Consider the following 22424-nt stretch of genomic DNA (forward strand, 5'->3'; position numbering starts at 1 on the left):
ACGAAATGGCTAGGGCATTTATCTAGCTAGAATAACACGCCAAAGGCTTTCTTTTAGGATAGCACCGCTTAAAGCGATGATTTACAGGCATTTTAAACAAAAAGAGCCGGCAAATGCCGGCTCTTGTCAAACTTAAGGGCGATCATCGACCTCGGTCTCTTTCTCCTCAGGAGGGAGAAGATCCTCTTTACAGATATTCATCGCAATCAGGACGTTAGCCGCTACATAGATGGAGGAGTATGTACCAATAAATACACCCACCAACAATGCAGTCGCAAAACCGTGAATCATTTCACCACCGAATACACTTAGCGCCAACAATACCAGCAACGTGGTTAAAGAGGTCACCAAGGTACGACCCAAGGTTTGCGTCAAAGAGATGTTCATCACCTCAATCGGCGTACCTTTACGCACTTTACGGAAGTTTTCACGAATACGGTCAGACACTACGATGGTATCGTTCAACGAGTAACCGATTACCGCCAATACAGCTGCCAGTACCGTCAGGTCAAAGTCCAACTTAAATAGGGCAAAGAAACCAAGTACGATCAATACATCGTGTGCCAAGGCCGCTACTGCACCTACAGAGAACTTAATCTGGAAACGGAACGCTACATAAACCATGATCATGAACAATGCTAACAGCATGCCCAGACCACCTTGTTCACGTAGCTCTTCACCTACCTGCGCACCTACGAACTCGTTACGGCGCAAGTTAAGCTGCTGTGATTCGCCCGCCTGCAATGCAGAAAGAACTTTATCACCCAGCTGCGGATCATGATCCTGACCTAAACGGATAAGAATATCGGTTGGCGAACCAAAGGTTTGCACTACCGCATCTTCAAAACCTACATCTTTTAGCTGATCACGAATCTTGTTTAGGTCAGCTGGCTGTTCGTAGCCAATCTCAACCAAACTACCGCCGGTAAAGTCCAAACCGAACTTCAAACCGTTAACAGCCAAAGCGCCAATAGAGACTATCAGTAAGACCACAGAACAAGCTGCTGCGATCTTACGGAAGCCCATGAAGTTATATATCTTTTGTGTAGACATCACAGCTTCCTCAGATTGATAGTTTGCTAACTTGGCGGCCGCCGTAAGTTAAGTTAACCAGTGCACGCGTTACTAGAATCGCAGTGAACATAGAGGTCAAAATACCTACAGATAGCGTGATCGCGAAGCCTTTAACTGGCCCCGTACCCATCGCAAACAAAATAACTGCCGCAAGAAGCGTTGTGATGTTGGCATCAAAGATGGTTGTAGTCGCGCCTTTGAAACCAGCATTAATTGCTGATTGCGGTGGCAGACCATTTTTAAGTTCTTCTTTGATACGCGAGAAGATCAGTACGTTCGCATCCACGGCCATACCAACCGTCAATACGATACCCGCAATACCCGGCAGCGTAAGCGTTGCCGATAGCATCGACATCACTGCAACCAATAGCATCAGGTTCAAGGTCAGTGCGATATTCGCCAGTAGACCAAACACGCGGTAGTACAAAATCATGAATAGCAATACTAGGGCTAGACCGATCTGAACCGACATCACACCGGTTTCGATGTTCTGCGCACCCAAGCTTGGGCCTACTGTACGCTCCTCTACAAAGTAGATTGGCGCAGCCAGTGCACCGGCACGTAGCAATAGCGCTAGTTCAGAAGATTCGCCTGCTCCATCCAAACCTGTAATTCGGAAAGAGTTACCCAATACCGCCTGAATTGTCGCTAGGGAGATAATGTTCTTCTCGGTGTAACGTACTTTCTCCGTTACCTGAACACCATCAACCGTCTTAGTTACGGTACGCTCTTTATCTTCTACGAACAGTACTGCCATGCGGCGTTGTACAGCGTTCTTAGTGGTACGAGCCATTAGCTCACCACCTTTAGAATCAAGCGAGATGTTTACCTGTGGCTGACCATTTTCGTCGAAAGAAGCTTGTGCGTTAGATACGTTATCACCTTTGATGATGACATCTTTCTCTAGCGTAGCTTTACGGCCTAGCTCACTACGGAACTCATAAACCTCAGTACGTGCAGAGCTTGCACCTGGCTTAGCTTCCAAACGGAATTCAAGCGTTGCTGTCTTACCGATAATCTTCTTCGCTGCCGCAGTATCTTGGATACCCGGTAGCTGAACTACGATACGGTTACGACCTTGACGCTGAACTAGCGGCTCAGCTACACCCAGTTCGTTTACACGGTTACGAAGTGTTGTCAGGTTCTGTTTGATCGCATAAGTTTCGATATCACGAACAGCTTGTTCAGTCAGATTTACTTCAACATAAAAATCGCCATCGCGATCATCTGCTGTTACTAAGAATTCAGCGTATTCCTGACGCAGAAGGCTAACCGCTGCATCGCGAGACTCTAGCTTGGTGAATTTAATCGCCAAAGCACCGTTTTCACGCGTTTCTAGCTTACGGTAACGCAGCTTCTCTTCACGCAGACGACCTTTGATCTCAGACGCGTAGTTCTCTAGCTTCTGAGTCACCGCTTTTGGTAGATCAACTTCAAGAAGGAAGTGAACACCACCACGTAGGTCAAGACCAAGTTTCATTGGGCCTGCACCCATAGAAGAAAGCCATTCAGGCGTTGTTGGTGCCAAGTTAAGGGCTACAACGTAATCATCGCCGACTACGCGAGTAATAATATCTTTCGCTTTAAGCTGGGAATCGCCATCAGGGAAACGGATAAGGCCGGCTTTTCTATCAAGCTCAGTTTCCTTAACAGATACACCTTCACGCTCCAGCGCAGCAGTAACTTTTTCGATTAGCGGTTCATTCACTTCGAACACATCACGTGTGCCGGTTAGCTGAATCGCATAATCATCGGGATACAAGTTAGGTGCAGCGTATAAACCACCGAACACTAACACAAACAAAATAAGGAGATTTTTCCAGAGGGGGTATCGATTGAGCATAGCGCCCTATTCCCTGATAGAAACAGAAACGCCACTACTAGATGTAGTGGCGTCTGTGAATTAGCTTAGATGCTCTTAAGAGTGCCTTTTGGCAGAGCTGCTGATACGTGAGTTTTTTGGAAAGTCAGTTCAGTACCTTCGCTCACTTCTAGAACAATGTAGTCGTCGTTTAGGTTAACTACTTTACCCAGAATACCACCTGCAGTGATCACTTCGTCACCTTTGCTAAGGCCACCTAGAAGCTCTTTGTGCTCTTTAGCGCGCTTAGCTTGTGGGCGCCACATGAAGAAGTAGAAGATCAGACCAAAGCCAACCAAGAAAATCATGTTGAACATGCCAGAATCCATTGGGGCACCGGCAGCACCTTCAGCATAAGCTGGGGAGATAAAGAAGCTCATTTAGCTACTCCTAAAAATAATGTAAAAATTCTTGTCGTTATAAAAGCACTAACAACTTATATGGAGTCAATTGCGGGCGTTTCAAGGCCACGCTTACGATAAAATTCGTCCACAAAGTCGCTCAATTTACCCTGTTCGATAGCTTGACGCAATCCAGCCATTAGCTGCTGATAGTAATACAGGTTATGAATAGTATTTAACTGCGCGCCTAAGATCTCTTTACACTTATCTAAGTGGTGCAAATATGCACGGCTAAAGTTCTGGCAAGTGTAGCAATCACAGTTTTCATCAAGCGGACGCGTATCGGTTTTATTTACCGCATTACGGATCTTAACCACGCCCGTATCGGTAAATAGGAAGCCGTTTCGCGCGTTACGAGTTGGCATTACACAGTCGAACATATCAACACCACGGCGAACCGCTTCAACGATATCTTCTGGCTTACCTACACCCATCAAGTAACGTGGTTTCTCAGCCGGCATTTTGTAGGCAAGATGATCTAGTACTTTCACCATCTCATCTTTAGGCTCACCTACCGATAGACCGCCGATGGCATAGCCATCAAAGCCGATCTCTTCCAAGCCTTTCATCGATTCATCACGCAGGTGCGGGTACATACCGCCCTGCACGATACCAAACAACGCTGCTGGGTTATCGCCGTGTGCGTCTTTGGAGCGCTTAGCCCAACGCATAGACAAGCGCATAGACTCAGCTGCTTCAGTTTCTGTCGCAGGGTAAGGTGTACATTCATCGAAGATCATCACAATGTCAGAACCCAACTCACGCTGAACCTGCATCGACTCTTCTGGACCCATAAACACTTTACTGCCGTTTACAGGGGACTGGAAGGTCACACCCTCTTCGGTAATCTTACGCATTTTGCCCAAGCTAAATACTTGGAAGCCGCCGGAGTCGGTTAGGATTGGGCCTTTCCACTGCATAAAGTCATGCAGGTCACCGTGTTGCTTAACAATCTCGGTACCCGGACGCAGCATCAAGTGAAAGGTATTACCCAAAATAATCTGTGCGCCAGTCGCTTCAATATCGCGTGGCGTCATACCTTTAACCGTGCCGTAAGTACCTACAGGCATAAAGGCTGGCGTTTCTACCGTACCACGTGGGAACTGCAAGCGACCGCGACGGGCTTTGCCGTCTTCAGCCAGCTTATCAAACTGCATAAAACATTCTCTGCTCATTTAACTATTACCTCTAATTTACGCAGTTAAATCACTGACCACTTTTACGTGTTAAATACATGGCATCGCCATAACTAAAGAAACGGTATTTCTGCTCAACCGCCTCTTTATATGCCTTCATCATGTTGTCGTAGCCGGAGAACGCGCTCACAAGCATCAACAGAGTGGATTCTGGCAGGTGGAAGTTGGTGATCATCGCATCCACAGATTTAAATTCGTAACCTGGGAAGATAAAGATATCGCTATCACCAAATAATGGTTCAATTTCACCATTACGGCTCGCACTCTCCAAGCTGCGTACGCTGGTTGTCCCTACTGCAATCACTCGACCACCTTCGGCACGCGTTTGCTTCACCAGCTCACAAACCTCTTCGCTCACTTCGATATACTCGGAGTGCATCACATGCTCATCGATATTATCGACTTTAACCGGCTGAAACGTACCCGCGCCTACGTGCAAAGTAACAAACGCACGCTTCACGCCCATGTCATCTAGCTTAGCCAACAGGGCATCATCAAAATGCAGACCTGCTGTAGGTGCAGCTACCGCACCCGGCTTTTTGTTATAAACCGTTTGATAACGTTCACGATCTTCTAACTGATCTTCACGTTTCATATACGGCGGTAGCGGCATATGGCCATGCTGCTCAAGCGCCTGCACCAAACCACCTTCAATCAAAAATTTAAGCTCAAATAGGTTCTCGTGACGAGCCACCATCTCAGCTTCAATACCACCTTCAAGAATCAGCTTAGTACCCGGCTTAGGCGAACGACTGGAACGCACATGGGTTAAGGCACGCTTATCGTCTAAAACACGCTCAACTAAAACCTCAACTTTACCGCCAGACTCTTTAGTACCAAATAAACGCGCTGGGATAACACGGGTGTCATTGAAGATCATCAGATCACCCGGCTGGATCAATTCAAGCACATCGGTAAACTGACCGTGATTGAGTTCACCAGAATCGCCATTCACAGATAACAAACGGCTAGCGCTACGCTGCTCCAGAGGAAAACTCGCAATGAGTTCCTCAGGAAGCTCAAAATGAAAATCTTTAACCTGCATTCAGGGAATTCTTCTATATCAACATCAAAGGGACTTAAGGGCGCGCATTGTACCGGAAAGGAGATTTTTTTTCAGGTTTTCCAAAAGTATTGATTGACGCAAGCGTCCAGATTTCTATAATACGCCTCTCTTAAGTGCCAGCGTGATGAAATTGGTAGACATGAGGGATTCAAAATCCCTTGTCCGCAAGGACGTGCCGGTTCGAGTCCGGCCGCTGGTACCATCTCTTCAACTTTTTGAAGAGTAAGAGAAAAAGCCCATCCTATAAGGGCCCTAGAAGAAAGCGATACCGAAAGGTAGTCGCTTTTTTTGTGCCTAATTTCCACCCCCGGTCCATAACCCGAAAATATCCTGTGCGGATTTTGTGCGCAGAGGAATCCAATAAAATCCATCGCTCTATCATTCTGTACGTTGTCATCATGTCTAAACGTATTCAGCGCGTGCTTATAGCCGGTATGGTGTGCTCTATTGGGGTTGCCCTCGCTGGTAGTAATATCCAACTTCGAGTTACAGGGGTAGGTTAAAGCCTTGGAGGCAGTAATTTCAGAGAAGTTCATGCGTAAGTATGACAAGTTGGCGATACTCATCCTGTTGTCTTCTTGGGTTGTAGCAATCAAATATTACTTAAAGGATCGACACCGTTTCTGAAGTGAACTGCTGCAGAGTTAGATCTGTCTTTTTTGAGCGATGATTGCAACATAATGAATGAAGCGATTGTGGTCTATTAGCTGCTCCCCTGATACTTACCACACAGCTTCGTCGTATATCAGAAATTGGTTAGTACCTTTTTCCTTGGCCTTGTACAGCGCTCCATCAGAAAATTTAATCAATTCTTCCTTATCCGTAGTATGTATCGGGGCAAGACTAACCCCAATACAGGCCCCAACCACGACCTCTTTCCCCTGAAGCACAACAGGGGTGGAAATATGATCAATTATCCGCTGAATCAGAACCTTTAGTTCACCAAGACTATGTGGATTAAAAACGATGATGGCAAATTCATCTCCCCCCAATCTAGCTGGTGTGTCGGTGGTTCTGATGTGAGTACAAATTTTGTGTGCCACTGACTTAAGAAGTTCATCACCAACTTGATGCCCATAACGGTCATTCACTACCTTAAATAAATCTAAATCAATACTCAGTAACGCCACTGTTTGCTGGCTACGCTTAGATAATCGAATACGGTCATCTAAAATCTCGTTAAACTTATACCTATTGTAAAGACCTGTTAACTGATCTGTTGTTGCCATCTCTACCAGCTTTTCTTCTAAGGCCTTCTTCTCTGTAATATCTTCTATTACAAGTAGTATTCTGGGAGTTGAATAATTGGGAGATATAACCCTTCTGGCGTTCAAACGCATCACTTTCTTCCCGATATGGGAAAACTCATGCTGAATCTCGTACCCCTCTACGCACTGTTGGCTTGGTAATATTTCATTCAGGAGACCGATAAGGTCTGCGATGTTCCATTGTCCATTGCCTAATGCATATAAGTATTGATCAACAGTTTCTTCTTCAGTGACATAAAACGACTTATAAAAATTTTTACTCGCATACACAACCCGCAAATCACCATCGAGAACCAACAAAGGATCTGGAATAGTGTCTACAATCTCCTCCATGAGATAAGGGTCATTCAGGGTCTGAATCATTATTTCGTTTTCCACATGGCGAAGGCTGTCTTTAGCCTAGCCTATTTTCTGAAAGGGAGTGATTGATGGATAGCCTTACAGTTACTCAACTGCCACCAAGGAGGCTCTTTAAAGCCACCCTCTTTTATTACCTAGCATTAGACTCATTGCTACAGCTTTTAGGATATACCCAAAATAAAAAATTGACCTACAATAGGAAGCTGTATACTATTTAACCAGCTTGATACTTTATCACCTATTTATGCACGTCATTTCGAAGTTTTCTCAATTCCTCGTCCTGTTTTCATAAGTACAACGTAAACATTCCTGCATTTATCTGCCTGAACTCAGGCGGTTCATTTATTTCCGAAAATAGGATAAAAATTATGTCTAATACAATTACTGGCACAGTTAAATGGTTCAACGATGAAAAAGGCTTCGGCTTCATCGAGCAACAATCTGGTCCTGATGTTTTTGCACACTTCAGCGCTATTACTGGTGAAGGTTTTAAAAGTCTTCAGGAAGGCCAACAAGTTGAATTCTCGGTAACACAAGGCCAAAAAGGCCCACAAGCAGAGAATATCCGCGCTATATAAACCGAAATAGTTTAACTCTATTTAGAGCATGGCTACACGCCATGCTCTTCCATAAACACAACTTCTGTTACCCCCTATTCCCTCTGAATTTATAAACTCTATTCTGTACTGCAGCCAAAGATCACTAACTGCGGAAGAATGCTTATTTATGAAAGCCAGACAAGCAAATTGTTAATTGCTTGGGCAATAATGGCTCTACTGAAGTTAAAGGAATAACTCACCATGTTAGAATATATTAATGATGCCTTGTGCGTATCTCGCTTCCCTAGGCAAGAAAATGACTTATGGGCATGTTACAAACCTTCCCTTGAATGTACTGACCGAAAACGACAAACGTGGAAACGTATAACCACTCTACTTTCTACCACTGAAATGCAGAGTTACCTTCACAAACATTACGAAGAAGAAAGTATCTCTGAAACGTTTGTTCGTATCTCGGCTAACTGAATCAAAACCGAACTTTTTACCGGATACTCCAGAGCTCAAGTAAAACTGACCATCACTTTGTATTCATTACAGTAATTTCTTCTGCCGAATTCTGCGATACATACTATTATGCTGATGCTGTCATTGCTGGCATATCCAGCAATTTGGTCTGTTATTAGATAAAGGCCTTGAGCAATGAAACCTAATTTCGCTCTGGAGCACATTCAACCTTCAAGCAACTGAGGAAATGCGCTATAGGAACTTTACCCTAATAGCTATAATCAGCGACACATTTAAGAATGGGTATCATTCGTTTTCTTCGATATCCTTCTTGATTGTATACAACCTTTCTTTTTGCTCCTCACTATTCTGCATCTTCATCGAACCAACTTTGTGAGTAGAAGTAAAACGCTCAGTTTTATCGAGCACTTCAGATAGGTCAGACAGCCCTTCATTGATTGCACGATAGAGCATCAAGTCCAACCGTTCCAAATTTTCAAGTGCTTGGGTTGCTTGCCTGAGTATAAAGGGGAGTGATTCTAGAATGGTGTCATCTATGGATTGTCTCGCTAATTGGGATTGTAATTTAGTACGATCCTCTAGCCATAACACTAGCTCTTTTACCTCCTCAGTGAAGAGTTCTGCAGCAACATGGGGGGGAAGACGGTCAACTTGAGCATTGAATGAGGCCACTGTGATGTGGTTTTCCTTACCTGAAACTTTGTCTTTGATCTGACGAACACATTTAATCGTATCGCCTTTGGTAATGAATTCCATAACTGCTTCCTCATGACAAAGCATCTTATTGATCTCTATCCACTTAAGAGACAAACTAAAAATAGACCTAGAGAAGTGCAATTACCAATCGATAGGCTTACACCCATACTTTTTTTAGGTGGCCGCGAGCCAGAAAAGGGCACAGCAATAAAAACAGGTAGCAGCACTTTTACCCTAAGCCTCTAATCTTCAAAGGCATAACGATCCGGATACGAGTTCCAGTACAATCGGATACTAAACAAATCAGCAAATCTAGTAACACTCCCTCCCTTGATACTTATAATCCGGCTTTATCAAAAGAGAGACTATACTCCTCTAGACCGAACTTAAGGAGTTAAGGTAATGTCTAATCGCCCTAATCTACGAACCTATATACTCATACCTGTGCTGCTTTTACTTAGCATGCCATCCTTGGCAGATTGTTGTAGCGAACAATCCATCACGCGAGAAAATCCTGCGGCAATTGGGGGGCGGCTTTACGACAAGTGGTGGGCAGAACTAGATCTTGCCGCGCCATCAACAACACATCCAGCCTACCCAGCTACAGCTAAAAAGTCTGGAGCTACCACTTGGCGCTGTAAAGAGTGCCATGGTTGGGATTATGCTGGTATAGAAGGGGCGTATGGGACAGGAAGCCACTATACCGGCATTAAGGGAGTTACTGCTTATAAGGGAAAAGACCCAGCTCAGATTAGCGCATTATTAACCGATACAACCCATCAATATGACCGCTTTCTGAACAAACATGCTCTAAACCTAATTGCTACCTTCATCAGTGAAGGACAGATAGACATGTCGAACACCATCGGTCTTAATAGCAAAAAAGCCGACGGTGATGCAATCAACGGACAAGTGCTATACGGAGAATACTGCAGCCGATGCCATGGAGATGAAGGAGAAGACCTTAACTTCGGATCAAACCTGAAGCCTGAATATCTGGGCCCTCTGGCCCGAAGGAATCCGTGGGAGGTATTACATAAAATCCGTAACGGCCACCCTGGCTCGAAAATGGGCCCTGAACAGATGCACAGCGGCGATATCATGAGAAGACACCACCTCGGCGAGGTCCGAATGAACGAACCGATGCCAGCGATGATCGGAAAGTTGACCTTACAGCAACAGATGGATCTATTGAATTATCTACAGAAGCTTGCAAGTGAATAAGCTGACAGGGCATATCGTAAATCAACCAAACCCGGTATGTCCTGTCCATTAAAATAAAAAAACCTGTGCGGATTCTGTGCGCATAACGATATAGCACTCTCAAATAGAATCTAAGAAACTACAGTAAAGCTGTTTAAACTTTCCTTCACTATCCACTGAAATCTACTGAGATATACCACGTACTATTTGATTCAAAATCCCTTGCCTTCACGGGCGTGCCGGTTCGAGTCCGGCCGCTGGTACCATCGAATTCTTAAAGAAAAGGCCCGCTCATTGAGCGGGCCTTTTCTTTTTGTGCTGAATGTCTAGGGAGAAGGGCTCTGACCCCTTAAATTCTCTGACCCCTTAAATTCTTCGATCCCCAGCCCCTTTCCGGTCCGGTGTAAGTAATGTTGTTCTAGTGAGTTAAAAGTCCCATTATTAAGCTTTTCGATATCAATCTTGGAGCAATCAATGCTGACCCACCTAGAAGATGTGCTTTCCTATGTTTCAGCATTTTTACCACGCGGGGTTGATGTCTATGAAGCTGTTCATTCCCCAGAGAATTATCGACATTTACCTTTATTGTTATCTACCTTGAGGGAAACACCTTCTCTGGCTTTATTTGACGGGCAATACCAGGAGTTTTGGTGTAGCAAAAGGCAAGTCCAGCTAGAGGATCTGGCTGCATGGATGATTCTCAGAATGAGATCAACAACCTCTGTAGATGTCTGTGATGACTTAGAGCGCTATATTGAGTCAACAAACTTTCCAGTTTTCGTAATCACCCTGCTAACTGGCATATCTGTGGATCAAACTTATGATTTCGGTGACATTAAACTTATGCCTCCAGAAATGATTCCACATGATCAGTTAAGGCAAGCTGCATTCCATAACAATTTCAGCATGCTCCCCATGCCTGAATTTTCAGCGGCATTAGTTAAAGAGATTCAACTTGAAAAAATACACTCTGTGGACTGCGAACTCTGCGTGCAGCCTGAGGCTTTTGATAACTACATTGAATCTATGGAAGATGTGAGATTATGCCTGTCACTTTCTAAAGAATCTGCACGAGGAGCTCAAGCTATTGCAACAGGATTAATCCCCCCTGAGTATGTACCAATTTTCGCAGGAACTAGCTGGAGCTTACATCCATTCACATCGGCAAAACTATCAACATCATTAAGTAATGGTGAGTATGAATTAGCCAGCTCTGCATTTCATAGTTTTGTTTCTTTAGATGACAATCGTCAGAAGCATCTTAGAGTTCCTCTGAAAAAACTAAATAGCTATGCCACCACTCAAGACCCTGTTGAGTCCGCTATCAACTTGAGAACTGCTCTTGAAGCTTTATTCTTAGACAAAGAAGCAAAACAGGAATTGTCTCACAGGCTTGCAACAAGAGCGGCCTTGTTGGTAGGGGATAATTATGAAAGTCGTAAAGAAATTTATAACGTGGTAAAAAAAGCCTACAACATGGGCTCCATGGCTGTGCATGAAGGGCGCGTAAAAGGAAACCCTCGGGAGGTTTTAGGTAGAGCAGCTTCAATTACAGTCCAAGGTATAAACATACTGCTACGGGAACCATCTGTTGACTGGCAGAAGTTAGAACTAACAGGACAACGATAAACCGTATCTAAGGCGAGCTAAAACGTATATGAAATCTCCAGAAATTAAAGGGGTCAGAGCCCTTTTTCTAGCCACTGGCAGCAAAGCGTTCTAACCACTAGCTTCTATCTCTTCAACAACTCCCTTCCGCCGCCACCCAATAAACAGCCCAGAAGATACGATCAACGCCGAACCAATCAACATCGAAGAAGTGAACTCTTCACCAAAGAACAACAGTCCCAGCGAGCAGCCAAACAGTAAGCGGGTATATCTAAACGGCGTCACCGCCGATACTTCACCGGTGCGCATCGCTTTCATTAAACAGGAATAGGCGATTACCCCCGCGACCGTAGCAATCACAATCGACACCAGTTCGGACGGCGAAGGCAAACGATAAACCTCGCCTGCCCAACTGGAATAGAGAAGTCCAGAGATCAGGACTGAGAGAAAACCATAGAAGCCTAGCCTTGCGGTGCCTATAGTTGGCGGAGCCATGCGGCTTGCGAGATCTCTACCGGCAAAACCAATCATGCCGATAACAGCCAACAAAGAGAGCTGAGAAAAACCATCAGCACCTGGCTGCACTATCAAGATAACGCCCAATAACCCAATAAATATGGCTAACCACCTAACGGGGCTTACCTGTTCCCCTAGAAACAGCACAGCGCCCGTCACAACTACAAGCGGAGTGGCTTGCAGTATCACAGTGGCAGTAGATAGCGGGATAAAGGCGATTGCGAGTACGTAAAACAGCCGCCCGATTACTTCAAAGACGATGCGAATACGCATAGGTAACGACAAAACGTCTTTGATAAACAAAGGCTCACGGTTGCATTTAAGCATGGCCGCAAACAGGAACATGCCACCTAAACCGAAGAGAGCAAGCACCTGCCCAACTGGCAAGGTTTGCGCGGCATCCTTAACCAGCGCATCTTCAATCGCAAACGCAGCCATGGCTGCAATCATCCACAGGCTGCCGACTAAATTATCTTTACTACTTGTACCTGTTGATTGCGCCACGAGATCTCTGTTTTCCAAAAGGTAGGTTGATTTAACGACTTACCATCCTACCTATCTCCTCTTAATCCCCAAGGCACAGCCAATAGAATTTGCATAGTGACAGATTCGTATAGGGCAAGCCTCTTTAACCTTCAAAGGCATGCCGATTCAGGCGCGGCGGCTAGCACCACTGAATGCTAAAGAAATAAGTCAATCTAATAGCGCTACGCTACCTTGCTCTTATTACTCGTGATCCGGCATTCACAAAAAGAGTGTCTATACTACGGTATACAGCGCTTCAAGCTTAAGGGACCGATAATATGCCTATGCATCTACACTTGAGAACTCCCATATTCATATCGGCGCTGCTTTTGCTTAGCATGCCATCCTTAGCTGATTGCTGTAGAGACCAATCAGCCACACCGGACAATCCAGTGGCAATTGGAGGGCGCCTTTACGATAAATGGTGGGCAGAACTAGATCTTTCTGCGCCATCGATAACGCACCCGGCCTACCCGGCAACAGCTAAAAAATCAGGAACTACCACTTGGCGTTGCAAAGAGTGCCACGGATGGGATTATGCTGGTGCTGAGGGTGCCTACAGAAATGGAAGCCACTTTACCGGCATTAAGGGCATTACCGCTTACAAGGGGAAGGAGCCTGCCAAAATTAACGCCCTATTAACCGACTCAAACCATCAATATGATCGCGTTCTGAATAAGCATGCACTAAACCTTATTGCCACCTTCGTTAGCGAAGGTCAGATTGATATGTCAAACGCCATTAACCTCAATAACAAAAAAGCCAACGGTGATGCTATCAAGGGTCAAACCCTATACGGAGAATACTGTAGTCGCTGCCATGGAGATAAAGGAGAAGACCTTAACTTCGGCTCAAAACTGAAACCCGAATATCTGGCCCCTTTAGCCCGAAGGAATCCTTGGGAGACATTACACAAGATCCGTAACGGCCATCCAGGTTCGAAAATGGCCCCTGAACAGATGCACAGTGGCGACAATATGAGAAGACATCACCAAGATAAGTTACGTATGAACGAACCAATGCCTGCGATGATCGGAAAGCTAACCTTACAACAACAGATCGATTTATTAAGTTATCTACAGGAACTTGATGGCAATTAAAGGAATCGGAACACTCTAATCCTCACTGGCCCGTTTTGAATACAACGACCAGCACCAATGAATTCCACAACAAAAAAGGCCTGCTCATTGAGCAGGCCTTTCTTTTTCTAACAACTAGCAGCGAAGCGTTCTAGTTACTAGTTACTTGATTCAATCAAACACCGTTAATCAGTAGGTGTACGCCGATACTTGCCACATAACCTAGGGCAATCGCTGGTGTCCATTTAAGGTGAGATGCGAAGGTATAAACGCCACGCGCTGTACCTAGTAATGCGACACCTGCAGCAGAACCGATCGCAAGCATACTACCGCCCACACCCGCTGTTAGGGTTACAAGCTGCCATTGGCCTAGCGACATCGCTGGGTCCATAGTTAGTACCGCGAACATTACCGGAATGTTATCTACAATCGCCGATAGCACACCTACCAGACCGTTTGCCCATGTTGGGCCTAGGTCGTTGTACATTAGCTCAGAAACGATTGCCATGTAGCCAAATTGGCTCAAGCCAGCCACACACATAATTACGCCGTAGAAGAACAGCAAAGTATCCCACTCGGCACGTGATACACGCTCCATCACGTCGAACTCTTTAACTTCTTCACGCTTCTCAGTCATATCTTCAAACAGTTCTACAGCACCGACTGTTTCACCATTTTCATCAACAACAGGTGCGGCACTGAACATTAGGTATGCGCCTGAGTTACCGATATTGTCGAAGTAGTTAGCTGCATCGTAAGACTTACCACCCATTGGGTTGTCACGATACTTGTTTTGATAATGCTGACGTACGCCTGCACCTGATTCGTCTTCTAGGACAGCATCGGCCAAAGTTGGACGTTGATCTTTATAGAAGCCTTTCCAGTGATCTTTAGTGCCGATCATCTCTTCAGCTTTGATACCCGTTAGGTTTTCTAGTGCAGTGTTCCAGTGGGTAACATTTTTCTCTTTGTCGATCATAAATGCCGGATAAGGCTGATCATTTAGATGCTCGCCGATATCCTTGCCGTATGCCTGTAGAACGCTCAATGGGTTCTGGTGCGCATCGCTACGACCACCAAAGATCGAGTCTGCCATCACCGTACGACCTTCAACCTTCTTCAGGTAGAACGAGTACATACCTAGGTAACCCAAACCAAACATCATGCCAGCTGCAGGTGGTAGGTGTAGGAAGCTGTGGAAGCTTACCGCAGTTACGATAGTCGCTAGGAATAGCACCATCATCACTTTAGCACCACGTTTCATGAAGGACTTTTCCTGAGACGCTTCTGGGATCTCATTAGGAATCGCGAAGTTCATGATAACCGCAGGTACTAACCAGTTAACTAGAGACGGAACGAACAGCGGTAGGAACTGTAGGAACTCTACTTTACCCTTCTGCCAAACCATCAGTGTTGTGATATCGCCGAATGGAGAGAAAGCACCACCGGCATTTGCCGCAACAACCACGTTGATACAAGCAATCGATACAAAACGGATATTCGAACCACCTACAGCCATTACAACCGCACCCATCAGAAGCGCTGTTGTTAGGTTGTCGGCAATTGGAGAGATTACGAATGAAAGTGCACCTGTAACCCAGAAAACCTTACGTAGTGAGTAACCACGGGATACTAGGTAAGCACGCAGCGCTTGGAATACGTTACGATCTTCCAGTGCGTTAATGTAGGTCATCGCTACTAGCAGGAACAGGAATAGCTCTGCATATTCGATAATCGCATGTTTAATCGCATGGTGTGCCTGCTCTGTGGCACCAATTTCCTTAAATGCTAGCGCTACTAGAATCCAGATCAGACCCGCTGCCACCAGAACCGGCTTACTTTTGAGCAAATGAATATTGTTTTCCAGCGGAACCAATGAGTAAGCCAAAATAAAGATGGCGATACTTAGATAGCCATAGAAAGAGGCGCTCAGTTCCGGAACGTTAGCGGCCGCTCCGCCTGTTTCCGCAAAAGCAGTAAGAGGAAGCAGTAAGAGACCAACAACAGCCAACACAAAGCGTAAGCTTGCGCTGTTGATCTGTGGAAAAAACATCGACAGGTTCATGGTCAGAATCCGATTTTAAAATTGTTGTGTCTGGATCAGGTTACGGGTTTCAAAATACCCACCGAAATCACATAAGAATTGACAATTCTTATGCAATTTCTGCCTAGCAACTTGCTGGGCTTGACCCATCGTCACGAGAAAGAGCGTCAAAAAATGACCAAATTCGAGTAGACCAACGTTAAGTCCAACCAGCTACTAGCATGGCGTGTATTCATGCCTATGCTGAAAAATGCTGCAACGCACACATTTTTGAGCGGGGCTAGGGTAACGCTTTAAGACAAAAGTAAATACTGGTCTTTAGAGCAATAAAGCACCATCTTTTGAGTAAAGGAGTCCGGTAAAAAGACAAGGGGTCTGAGATAGCTGTAGGAAACTTACTCACGAATGCGCGTTTTTACATAGCGTAGCGCCAAAAAGGGACACAAATTCAAGGTGTATAGGCTTTGCTGACCTAAGCCTTTTGGATAGGGACCACAAGGAGGAGATCTGTTTTATCGATCTTTTAAATAGGAAGACAGGGACTATTGCGAGATTTGTTCGCCACAATAAAGTTTGCGAACTTTATTCAGAAATCTGACACGCTGAGTATTGTTCGAGAACTCGGTCGCAACTACTTCGCCATTCACGACGCGGATACGTGAAAAACAATCCTTCAGCTCTAAATGCTTTTTGCCTTGGCCTGCCGCATAGACACCACGAAGAAAGAAACCACTACTCGATTGCTGACCTTCAGTCACAATCTTGTCGTACACAGCTTTAAAAATTGAGGGATTAATCACAGAACCCATAAACCTCTCCTTCTATCTTTCTTCAGCGTGTTTTAAAAAGTCATAGATATCTTTGTGTTGCTTTGCCAACCAATCGTTATTTGACGAACTGCTATTGGATATTTTATCTGCGAGGCGCAGTAGTGTTTTGTACGATTCACGATCTTTGATTGAGTGCATAACTTCCTCTCCTCCAGTAAGAAAAGACTTAGCTGTTTATGCTCTTTGTGACTTCAGCAGTGCCTGCTGATTGTATTGGTGCTTAAGGTGGGAGAAGTTCTACCTGCCTGAGAGCGAGCAGGTAGAACTGTTCAGCAATGTTAATGGTGAGGTCGTCCATTGCCTATCACTTATGAGCGGGATCTAGAATATCAATAATGATAATGATTCGCAATAGCGTTTTAGGTTTTTTAGCAAATAATTTTGTTCGACAGAAATACTTGTTGGCAGCGTTGTTACAGGTGTCCCGTTTTCACATAGATTAATGCGCCATCGTCTTTGGTATAGGGATGATGCTCACTCAAATGAGGACTACGCAACCAGGAACCTTTTGGGTAGATACCATGCTCATCGTAGAACGTGCCTTCAAGTACCAGTATCTCTTCACCGCCAAAATGACGATGGGGGTTAAACTGCGTATTCGGCGCCCACTTCACCAAGGCGACATGCTCTCCCTCAAATTCATGCAGAGGCATAACGGTTAAACCATCAACCAAGCCTTGGAGCCAAGGTTCTTTAGTAGTATCAATCGCCTTTTGTTCTTTATCAGCTTCGTTAAACTGCTGCAGCTTTACAAAGATGATCGCACCCTCTTTGCCGATCTTCGGGGTGTGGGAAGTGCCAATGGGATTTCGAACATAACTCCCTCGGGGATAATCTTGGTGTTCGTCAGAAAATACGCCTTCAAGTACGAAGAACTCTTCCCCACCGCTATGAACATGTGGTGAGAATTCACTAAAAGGTGCATAGCGGACGATCGAAGTCGCCCGTGCCGATTCATCGCCAATACGGTCTAGCATCATGCGCTCAACCCCCGCCATAGGTGAATCAACCCAATGGTAATCTTCTGGAAGAATAACTACGCGTTGTTCAAAATCGGCATTGATTCGTGTAACCATCTACTTCACCTTTAATTCAACGCCTAGTTCATTTCTTAGTATTTCCTTGGGATCACCTATGTGAAAGCGAGTTCCCTACAAACGGTTATAAATCTACTACCAAATATAGAGATCATTACATTCAAAACTGATTATATAATGAGATCGGTTTAGCATTGGCCAAAGCTGTGCGGCTGAACTGATAAATCGGATTTAACACTAATATTGTCGTTGATAGCCTTTCGATTATCGCAAGGAAGCTAAAGTCCCTTAGCAGGGAGCCCAGCTTTGACTACGCTATATGATGTAATTAGCAAAGGTACTTTTGATGATGCACACTATCCACTTTCTACACCACCCATACCGTTACTCTAGTTAAGCGCCATAATGTTTGAGTGAAGCATTATGCTGTTTATAAGAAATAACATCTGGCTTGCGTTTTACGTATTCCTTTTGGCAGGTTTTGCTTCGTTTATTTTCATTCTTACGAAAACCCATGAGTCTATTCGCCAAGATGTGCAGTTAGAGCAAGAAAACCTAACACGCATCACCTCTAACTCAGTTGAAGCTTCGCTTAGACAATATGGAACACTTTTAGATATTCTGGGGCAGGAGTTATTACACGAAGCTAAGTTTTTGGATCGGGACAAAGCGATTCAGGAAATAGATAAATTACTCAACGCCTCCCACACAACTCACAACCTCTTTTTGATCGATCTTGATGGTAATATCGTTGCCACAAACTCTCTATCTCAAGATAAACGCGAATCTTCACTTAACCTGCTACAAAACCCCAAAGCAAAAGAATCTTTCAGTCTCACATTAGACAGTAATGCAGCCGTTATTGGGCGAACATATTTTAGTTACTGGGAAAGCGCCCTAATCATCCCTATTCGTAAAACGATTAGAAATAGAGACGGTCAACCACTATTCGTTGTATCTCTCACCATCAATATTGAGAAAGGTCTTCCGTTCTTCTCCAAAAATGTTGAACACAGTGCGGACTACAGTGTGTTTATCTATCGAGAGCGAGACCGATATTTTCAGGTAGCCCCTAAACGTCTTATCAACGACCCCGCTGTGTATGAACATCAGTTTTCTGAAGAGAGAATCCAAGAAAGCATTGATTATGTCGAAAAGGCCTACAACACCAGTTTTGAGGTTATTAAAAACAAACAGATCATTACTACCCATGTCACCGGCAAGTTTAACGATGATTCTCAATCAATGATGTCAAACTTCTATATAAAAGAGTTTCAACTTTGGGTAGGCATAGAAAGGGATACTCAGGTTATTAGGAAAAAGTTCTTCCAAGTAGCAGCCAATCTCTCCCTAGTTTTCTTTTTCGCTTATGCCGTTATTTTCTGGCTCTTTCGAGTGATCAGTAATAATGAGAAGAAGAAAGAAGAACTGTTAACTTATAGAGCGACGCACGATTTCTTAACCAACCTACCCAACCGCTATTTTCTAGATAACTACTTTTCCAAACTAGAAGAGCAAGACAGCTATCATCTGCTGTTTGTCGATATGGATAACTTTAAATCAGCCAATGATAACTTCGGCCACGATTATGGCGATCAGGTTCTGATAGAAATAACCAGAAGGCTCAAGCTCAGCATACAAAAAAGCGAATGCCTTATAGCTAGATACAGCGGTGATGAATTTGTAGTCGTTGCATTCAACCTTTCTAGTTTCGAAGCCGAACGCTTAGCCCAAACAATATTAGAAGAGATTTCTAAACCTTATCTAATGAGCGGTAACCGCTTAAGTATAAGTGCCAGCATAGGGATCTCTCACTGCCCTACCGACGCCAGCTCATTTGAAGAGGTAAAAAGGCTCTCGGACTTTGCCTTGTATGAAGCGAAACAAAATAAAAATTGCTACGCCATCTTCCATGAGGAACTGAAAAAACGCTACCTGGATGATCAATCGTTAGAAAATAAGCTTCGAGATGCGATTAAGAACGATGAAATATCTGTCGTCTTTCAGCCACAAGTTTCTTCAGCTGGTGTGCTATCCGGCTTTGAATCGTTAGTTCGCTGGTACAGCGAGGAGCTAGGCTCTGTTCCACCCAACCGTTTTATCCCTATTGCTGAATACTCAGGGCTAATGCCAGAGCTTGGCCGCCACATAATCCGAAAATCGTTAGACGAGGCTAGTAAAGTAGCACCGGACAGTTTCTCTCTATCGATAAATGTATCTATCAAGCAGTTCTTTTCCGATGGTTTTGTCGAATATTTTTTACAGCAAGCTAATCAATCCAAAATAGCTAAAAGCAGACTCAAAATCGAGATTACCGAAAGCCTGTTTATCCAAGATTTAGATTACGTTTTAGGGATGATCAACCAATTTAAAGCAGAAGGAATATCCGTATCTTTAGATGACTTTGGTACGGGGTATTCCTCTTTGAGTTTGTTAAAAGATCTACCTATCGACGAGCTGAAAATAGATAAGAGTTTTGTTGATGATATTGTCGAAGACAAAGATGCTCGATTACTGCTTCAAGGCATTATCAATATCGCTCATAAAATGGGGATAACCATTGTTGCCGAGGGTGTTGAAACACAGGAACAAAAACAGATCCTTGATGGTCTAGGTTGTGAGGTGTTTCAAGGTTATTACTTCTATAAGCCTATGCCTATTAATGATGTCATTAAGGAATTTAATTAAGATTCCTGAAGAAACACCCCATTTTTTCCGCTTTTCTTAACCCGGTACATGCGCTCATCGGCCACTCGAACAAGAGATTCAAGATCCTCCCCATCCTCGGGACAATTAGCACCACCAACCGAACAGCTAACCTCTAGGCCTTCTGCGATATCAGCATAACTCTCATTCATCACATCAAGTAAGCGTTCGGCAAGTCCTGGAGCACAGGTTGCTGTATCATTACATTGGATAATCATGGCAAATTCATCACCACCTATGCGTGCTACAAAATCCCCTTCTCGTAGCGCTACGCTCAGCCGGGAAGCCACCTCCACCAGCACTTTATCGCCAATTTCATGTCCGTAGGTATCGTTGATCGTTTTGAAATCATCGACATCAACAAACAACACCGTTAAACACTCTTTACGAGCGGCGGCATTCTGCATAATGTCTTGGCCCGTAGTCATAAAGGCTTTACGGTTAGGGACACGGGTTAATTCACAATGATGTGCTTCATATGCCATTGCTCGCCGTTGCTGCTGTGCTTCTTCAACTTCAGCAGTTGAATCCACCAAGGCCTTTTCGACCTCTCGTTTTTCGGCGATTAATAGGACAAAGCGATTCATTACATCGTGGTAGTGATAAGCAGCAAGGACCACAAACGGCATGGCTAGAAGACCAACTAGAAGCGCATTAATTAGATTAGTGATTTGCTTATTCATATCTCGAGTAACCGCTTCATGGAAACGGTTATTCTCTTGCTGAAGTACTGTTAAAGCAGCCAACGCAGGAGAATCATCAATACGCACTTGCCTATCAATCTGTTGAGTCGGAGCTCCTCTTTCTACCGCCATCTGCGCCACATGAAGATTATCTCGGTACATCAGCAACGTCTGTTGAATCACTAACAGTGCTTGGCTCTCTTTACTATTAAGATCTAAGGCCGAATAGAGTGAAATAATTTGAGTCGACTTTTCTATATCGCCACGTAAACGTTCAAGCAAACTTTGCTCTTGGCGCAGGACATAGTTTTTGAAATTATGGATAAAGCCACCGTATCCAATAGAACGGTGTAGCTCTGAAAGGGCCGTAGCACGACTCTCTGAGGTATAACTATAAGCGGCCCAAGCGTCTCTTACTCCTGAAGACAGGAACAAAAGCAACCCTCCCATCAGTAAGATAACGATGGACAAAGAAACAGCTAACATCGTAATGCGACGACTAAATCGCTTACGCAACAAACGTCCTTCCATGACGTACAGAACCTGTATGGCCGACTAAAAACCGTCAAAAATGTAGGTGTATATGATAGTCCGTTTGTTTATAGGGTCAAGCTGTAGCCCATTAGACTTACTGCGCAGCACAATTGTAATAAGCCACGCTAAACTCTTCTGGATTAACGACAGTATTTAGCCCGATATTCAACCGCATCAAACCTTCGGCGTGGCCACCCAAAAGGTGAAAATTTTGCACATCACTAGTTTTAATTGGGATAACCTTACGATTCCCTGGAATCACGAAATCCGCCCAACACTCGACTTTGACCTGCTTTCTCTGTTGGGTAGAGTCAGTAATAACAAAGGAAACATCAAGATAACAGAGAGAGCCCATACCTACCGAAGTACGATCGGAACATACAGGCTTGTCAGCGATAACTTCCAAACTAAAAGGGGATGCTTCTGCTGATTTTGGTTTTTCGAGTGTTTGTAGGGCTAGATATTGGTTAAAGACCCACCCTATCACTTTCTGTTTGTTCGGCTTCAGAAAGAAAACCTCAGACCAGGGCCCCTCCCTGCGAGTTTCTAGCACAAGCTGATCTTTATTCACTTGCGCTACCACTCGCCATTTCTGCCCCGGTCCCTTGCGAATATTGATGTTATCGCCGGTAACTTGGTAGTACTCCAACGCCTGTACAGGCAGGGCAAATAGAAGCACACTCAGGCAGAACCATGATCTGAAGAGTCTCAT

Annotated in this window: 20 protein-coding genes and 1 tRNA gene; 7 read left to right on the forward strand and 14 right to left on the reverse strand. The window is 44.5% G+C overall.

What is annotated here, in order from left to right:
• Positions 1 to 132: 132 nt before the first annotated feature.
• The 5 genes from secF to queA form a co-directional block, all read right to left on the reverse strand.
• The gene (secF, locus tag ACMXYP_RS15405; RefSeq protein ID WP_415882518.1) at positions 133 to 1053 is read right to left on the reverse strand and encodes a protein translocase subunit SecF; all 921 of its coding nucleotides are present in this window, start codon (positions 1051 to 1053) and stop codon (positions 133 to 135) included.
• A 10-nt stretch (positions 1054 to 1063) separates the two neighbouring features.
• Positions 1064 to 2917, reverse strand: coding sequence for a protein translocase subunit SecD (gene secD, locus ACMXYP_RS15410; RefSeq protein WP_415882519.1), 1854 nt, complete (start codon positions 2915 to 2917; stop codon positions 1064 to 1066).
• A 65-nt stretch (positions 2918 to 2982) separates the two neighbouring features.
• Positions 2983 to 3315, reverse strand: coding sequence for a preprotein translocase subunit YajC (yajC, locus tag ACMXYP_RS15415; RefSeq protein ID WP_415882520.1), 333 nt, complete (start codon positions 3313 to 3315; stop codon positions 2983 to 2985).
• A 56-nt stretch (positions 3316 to 3371) separates the two neighbouring features.
• The gene (tgt, locus tag ACMXYP_RS15420; RefSeq protein ID WP_415882521.1) at positions 3372 to 4511 is read right to left on the reverse strand and encodes a tRNA guanosine(34) transglycosylase Tgt; all 1140 of its coding nucleotides are present in this window, start codon (positions 4509 to 4511) and stop codon (positions 3372 to 3374) included.
• A 31-nt stretch (positions 4512 to 4542) separates the two neighbouring features.
• Positions 4543 to 5577 (reverse strand): tRNA preQ1(34) S-adenosylmethionine ribosyltransferase-isomerase QueA, encoded by a 1035-nt coding sequence (gene queA, locus ACMXYP_RS15425; protein ID WP_415882522.1) that lies wholly within the window; start codon positions 5575 to 5577, stop codon positions 4543 to 4545.
• Between the two features lie 136 nt (positions 5578 to 5713).
• On the opposite strand from queA, the gene ACMXYP_RS15430 reads away from it, so the two are divergent.
• Positions 5714 to 5800: transfer RNA gene (locus ACMXYP_RS15430), tRNA-Leu, on the forward strand.
• A 520-nt stretch (positions 5801 to 6320) separates the two neighbouring features.
• Here ACMXYP_RS15430 and ACMXYP_RS15435 read toward each other — a convergent pair.
• Positions 6321 to 7229, reverse strand: a complete 909-nt coding sequence (locus tag ACMXYP_RS15435) for a diguanylate cyclase (protein WP_415882523.1) — start codon at positions 7227 to 7229, stop codon at positions 6321 to 6323.
• Between the two features lie 365 nt (positions 7230 to 7594).
• On the opposite strand from ACMXYP_RS15435, the gene ACMXYP_RS15440 reads away from it, so the two are divergent.
• Together ACMXYP_RS15440 and ACMXYP_RS15445 are read left to right on the forward strand one after the other, a co-directional pair.
• Positions 7595 to 7804 (forward strand): cold-shock protein, encoded by a 210-nt coding sequence (locus tag ACMXYP_RS15440; RefSeq protein WP_415882524.1) that lies wholly within the window; start codon positions 7595 to 7597, stop codon positions 7802 to 7804.
• Positions 7805 to 8026: 222 nt separating this feature from the next.
• Positions 8027 to 8251: a hypothetical protein gene (locus tag ACMXYP_RS15445; protein ID WP_415882525.1), complete on the forward strand. Its 225-nt coding sequence runs from the start codon at positions 8027 to 8029 to the stop codon at positions 8249 to 8251.
• Positions 8252 to 8536: 285 nt separating this feature from the next.
• Here ACMXYP_RS15445 and ACMXYP_RS15450 read toward each other — a convergent pair whose 3' ends face one another.
• Positions 8537 to 9007 (reverse strand): hypothetical protein, encoded by a 471-nt coding sequence (locus tag ACMXYP_RS15450; protein ID WP_415882526.1) that lies wholly within the window; start codon positions 9005 to 9007, stop codon positions 8537 to 8539.
• Positions 9008 to 9349: 342 nt separating this feature from the next.
• On the opposite strand from ACMXYP_RS15450, the gene ACMXYP_RS15455 reads away from it, so the two are divergent.
• Together ACMXYP_RS15455 and ACMXYP_RS15460 are read left to right on the forward strand one after the other, a co-directional pair.
• The gene (locus ACMXYP_RS15455; RefSeq protein WP_415882527.1) at positions 9350 to 10171 is read left to right on the forward strand and encodes a c-type cytochrome; all 822 of its coding nucleotides are present in this window, start codon (positions 9350 to 9352) and stop codon (positions 10169 to 10171) included.
• Positions 10172 to 10624: 453 nt separating this feature from the next.
• Positions 10625 to 11779 (forward strand): hypothetical protein, encoded by a 1155-nt coding sequence (locus ACMXYP_RS15460; RefSeq protein WP_415882528.1) that lies wholly within the window; start codon positions 10625 to 10627, stop codon positions 11777 to 11779.
• 90 nt (positions 11780 to 11869) lie between these two features.
• On the opposite strand, the gene ACMXYP_RS15465 is transcribed toward ACMXYP_RS15460, so the two are convergent.
• On the reverse strand, positions 11870 to 12778 hold the full coding sequence (locus tag ACMXYP_RS15465) for a DMT family transporter (protein ID WP_415882529.1): 909 nt from the start codon (positions 12776 to 12778) through the stop codon (positions 11870 to 11872).
• Positions 12779 to 13191: 413 nt separating this feature from the next.
• On the opposite strand from ACMXYP_RS15465, the gene ACMXYP_RS15470 reads away from it, so the two are divergent.
• Positions 13192 to 13899 (forward strand): c-type cytochrome, encoded by a 708-nt coding sequence (locus ACMXYP_RS15470; protein ID WP_415882530.1) that lies wholly within the window; start codon positions 13192 to 13194, stop codon positions 13897 to 13899.
• A 154-nt stretch (positions 13900 to 14053) separates the two neighbouring features.
• On the opposite strand, the gene nhaD is transcribed toward ACMXYP_RS15470, so the two are convergent.
• From nhaD to ACMXYP_RS15490, 4 genes are all read right to left on the reverse strand, one after another.
• Positions 14054 to 15943, reverse strand: a complete 1890-nt coding sequence (gene nhaD, locus ACMXYP_RS15475; protein WP_415882531.1) for a sodium:proton antiporter NhaD — start codon at positions 15941 to 15943, stop codon at positions 14054 to 14056.
• 521 nt (positions 15944 to 16464) lie between these two features.
• Positions 16465 to 16731: a hypothetical protein gene (locus tag ACMXYP_RS15480; RefSeq protein ID WP_415882532.1), complete on the reverse strand. Its 267-nt coding sequence runs from the start codon at positions 16729 to 16731 to the stop codon at positions 16465 to 16467.
• A 12-nt stretch (positions 16732 to 16743) separates the two neighbouring features.
• Positions 16744 to 16890, reverse strand: a complete 147-nt coding sequence (locus ACMXYP_RS15485) for a hypothetical protein (protein ID WP_415882533.1) — start codon at positions 16888 to 16890, stop codon at positions 16744 to 16746.
• A 275-nt stretch (positions 16891 to 17165) separates the two neighbouring features.
• A complete protein-coding gene (locus ACMXYP_RS15490) occupies positions 17166 to 17828 on the reverse strand; it encodes a cupin domain-containing protein (RefSeq protein WP_415882534.1) in 663 nt (220 codons plus the stop codon).
• A 384-nt stretch (positions 17829 to 18212) separates the two neighbouring features.
• Between ACMXYP_RS15490 and ACMXYP_RS15495 the strand changes: the two genes are divergently transcribed.
• Positions 18213 to 20477, forward strand: coding sequence for an EAL domain-containing protein (locus ACMXYP_RS15495; RefSeq protein ID WP_415882535.1), 2265 nt, complete (start codon positions 18213 to 18215; stop codon positions 20475 to 20477).
• Here ACMXYP_RS15495 and ACMXYP_RS15500 read toward each other — a convergent pair.
• Both ACMXYP_RS15500 and ACMXYP_RS15505 read right to left on the reverse strand, forming a co-directional pair.
• Positions 20474 to 21709 (reverse strand): diguanylate cyclase, encoded by a 1236-nt coding sequence (locus ACMXYP_RS15500; RefSeq protein ID WP_415882536.1) that lies wholly within the window; start codon positions 21707 to 21709, stop codon positions 20474 to 20476. The genes ACMXYP_RS15495 and ACMXYP_RS15500 overlap by 4 nt on opposite strands.
• A 97-nt stretch (positions 21710 to 21806) precedes the next feature.
• Positions 21807 to 22424, reverse strand: a complete 618-nt coding sequence (locus tag ACMXYP_RS15505) for an SH3 domain-containing protein (RefSeq protein ID WP_415882537.1) — start codon at positions 22422 to 22424, stop codon at positions 21807 to 21809.

Origin of the sequence: Neptuniibacter sp. QD34_54 (genome assembly GCF_047778055.1) — a bacterium.
GTDB lineage: Bacteria > Pseudomonadota > Gammaproteobacteria > Pseudomonadales > Balneatricaceae > Neptuniibacter.

Coding starts and splice junctions, on each gene's coding strand:
- ACMXYP_RS15490 (WP_415882534.1), bottom strand. CDS start 17,828: ATGGTTACACGAATCAATGCCGATTTTGAACAACGCGTAGTTATTCTT.
- ACMXYP_RS15455 (WP_415882527.1), top strand. CDS start 9,350: ATGTCTAATCGCCCTAATCTACGAACCTATATACTCATACCTGTGCTG.
- secF (WP_415882518.1), bottom strand. CDS start 1,053: ATGTCTACACAAAAGATATATAACTTCATGGGCTTCCGTAAGATCGCA.
- yajC (WP_415882520.1), bottom strand. CDS start 3,315: ATGAGCTTCTTTATCTCCCCAGCTTATGCTGAAGGTGCTGCCGGTGCC.
- ACMXYP_RS15450 (WP_415882526.1), bottom strand. CDS start 9,007: ATGGAATTCATTACCAAAGGCGATACGATTAAATGTGTTCGTCAGATC.
- ACMXYP_RS15445 (WP_415882525.1), top strand. CDS start 8,027: ATGTTAGAATATATTAATGATGCCTTGTGCGTATCTCGCTTCCCTAGG.
- ACMXYP_RS15435 (WP_415882523.1), bottom strand. CDS start 7,229: ATGATTCAGACCCTGAATGACCCTTATCTCATGGAGGAGATTGTAGAC.
- ACMXYP_RS15485 (WP_415882533.1), bottom strand. CDS start 16,890: ATGCACTCAATCAAAGATCGTGAATCGTACAAAACACTACTGCGCCTC.
- ACMXYP_RS15500 (WP_415882536.1), bottom strand. CDS start 21,709: ATGGAAGGACGTTTGTTGCGTAAGCGATTTAGTCGTCGCATTACGATG.
- queA (WP_415882522.1), bottom strand. CDS start 5,577: ATGCAGGTTAAAGATTTTCATTTTGAGCTTCCTGAGGAACTCATTGCG.
- secD (WP_415882519.1), bottom strand. CDS start 2,917: ATGCTCAATCGATACCCCCTCTGGAAAAATCTCCTTATTTTGTTTGTG.
- ACMXYP_RS15460 (WP_415882528.1), top strand. CDS start 10,625: ATGCTGACCCACCTAGAAGATGTGCTTTCCTATGTTTCAGCATTTTTA.
- ACMXYP_RS15495 (WP_415882535.1), top strand. CDS start 18,213: ATGCTGTTTATAAGAAATAACATCTGGCTTGCGTTTTACGTATTCCTT.
- ACMXYP_RS15440 (WP_415882524.1), top strand. CDS start 7,595: ATGTCTAATACAATTACTGGCACAGTTAAATGGTTCAACGATGAAAAA.
- ACMXYP_RS15480 (WP_415882532.1), bottom strand. CDS start 16,731: ATGGGTTCTGTGATTAATCCCTCAATTTTTAAAGCTGTGTACGACAAG.
- tgt (WP_415882521.1), bottom strand. CDS start 4,511: ATGAGCAGAGAATGTTTTATGCAGTTTGATAAGCTGGCTGAAGACGGC.
- ACMXYP_RS15505 (WP_415882537.1), bottom strand. CDS start 22,424: ATGAGACTCTTCAGATCATGGTTCTGCCTGAGTGTGCTTCTATTTGCC.
- nhaD (WP_415882531.1), bottom strand. CDS start 15,943: ATGAACCTGTCGATGTTTTTTCCACAGATCAACAGCGCAAGCTTACGC.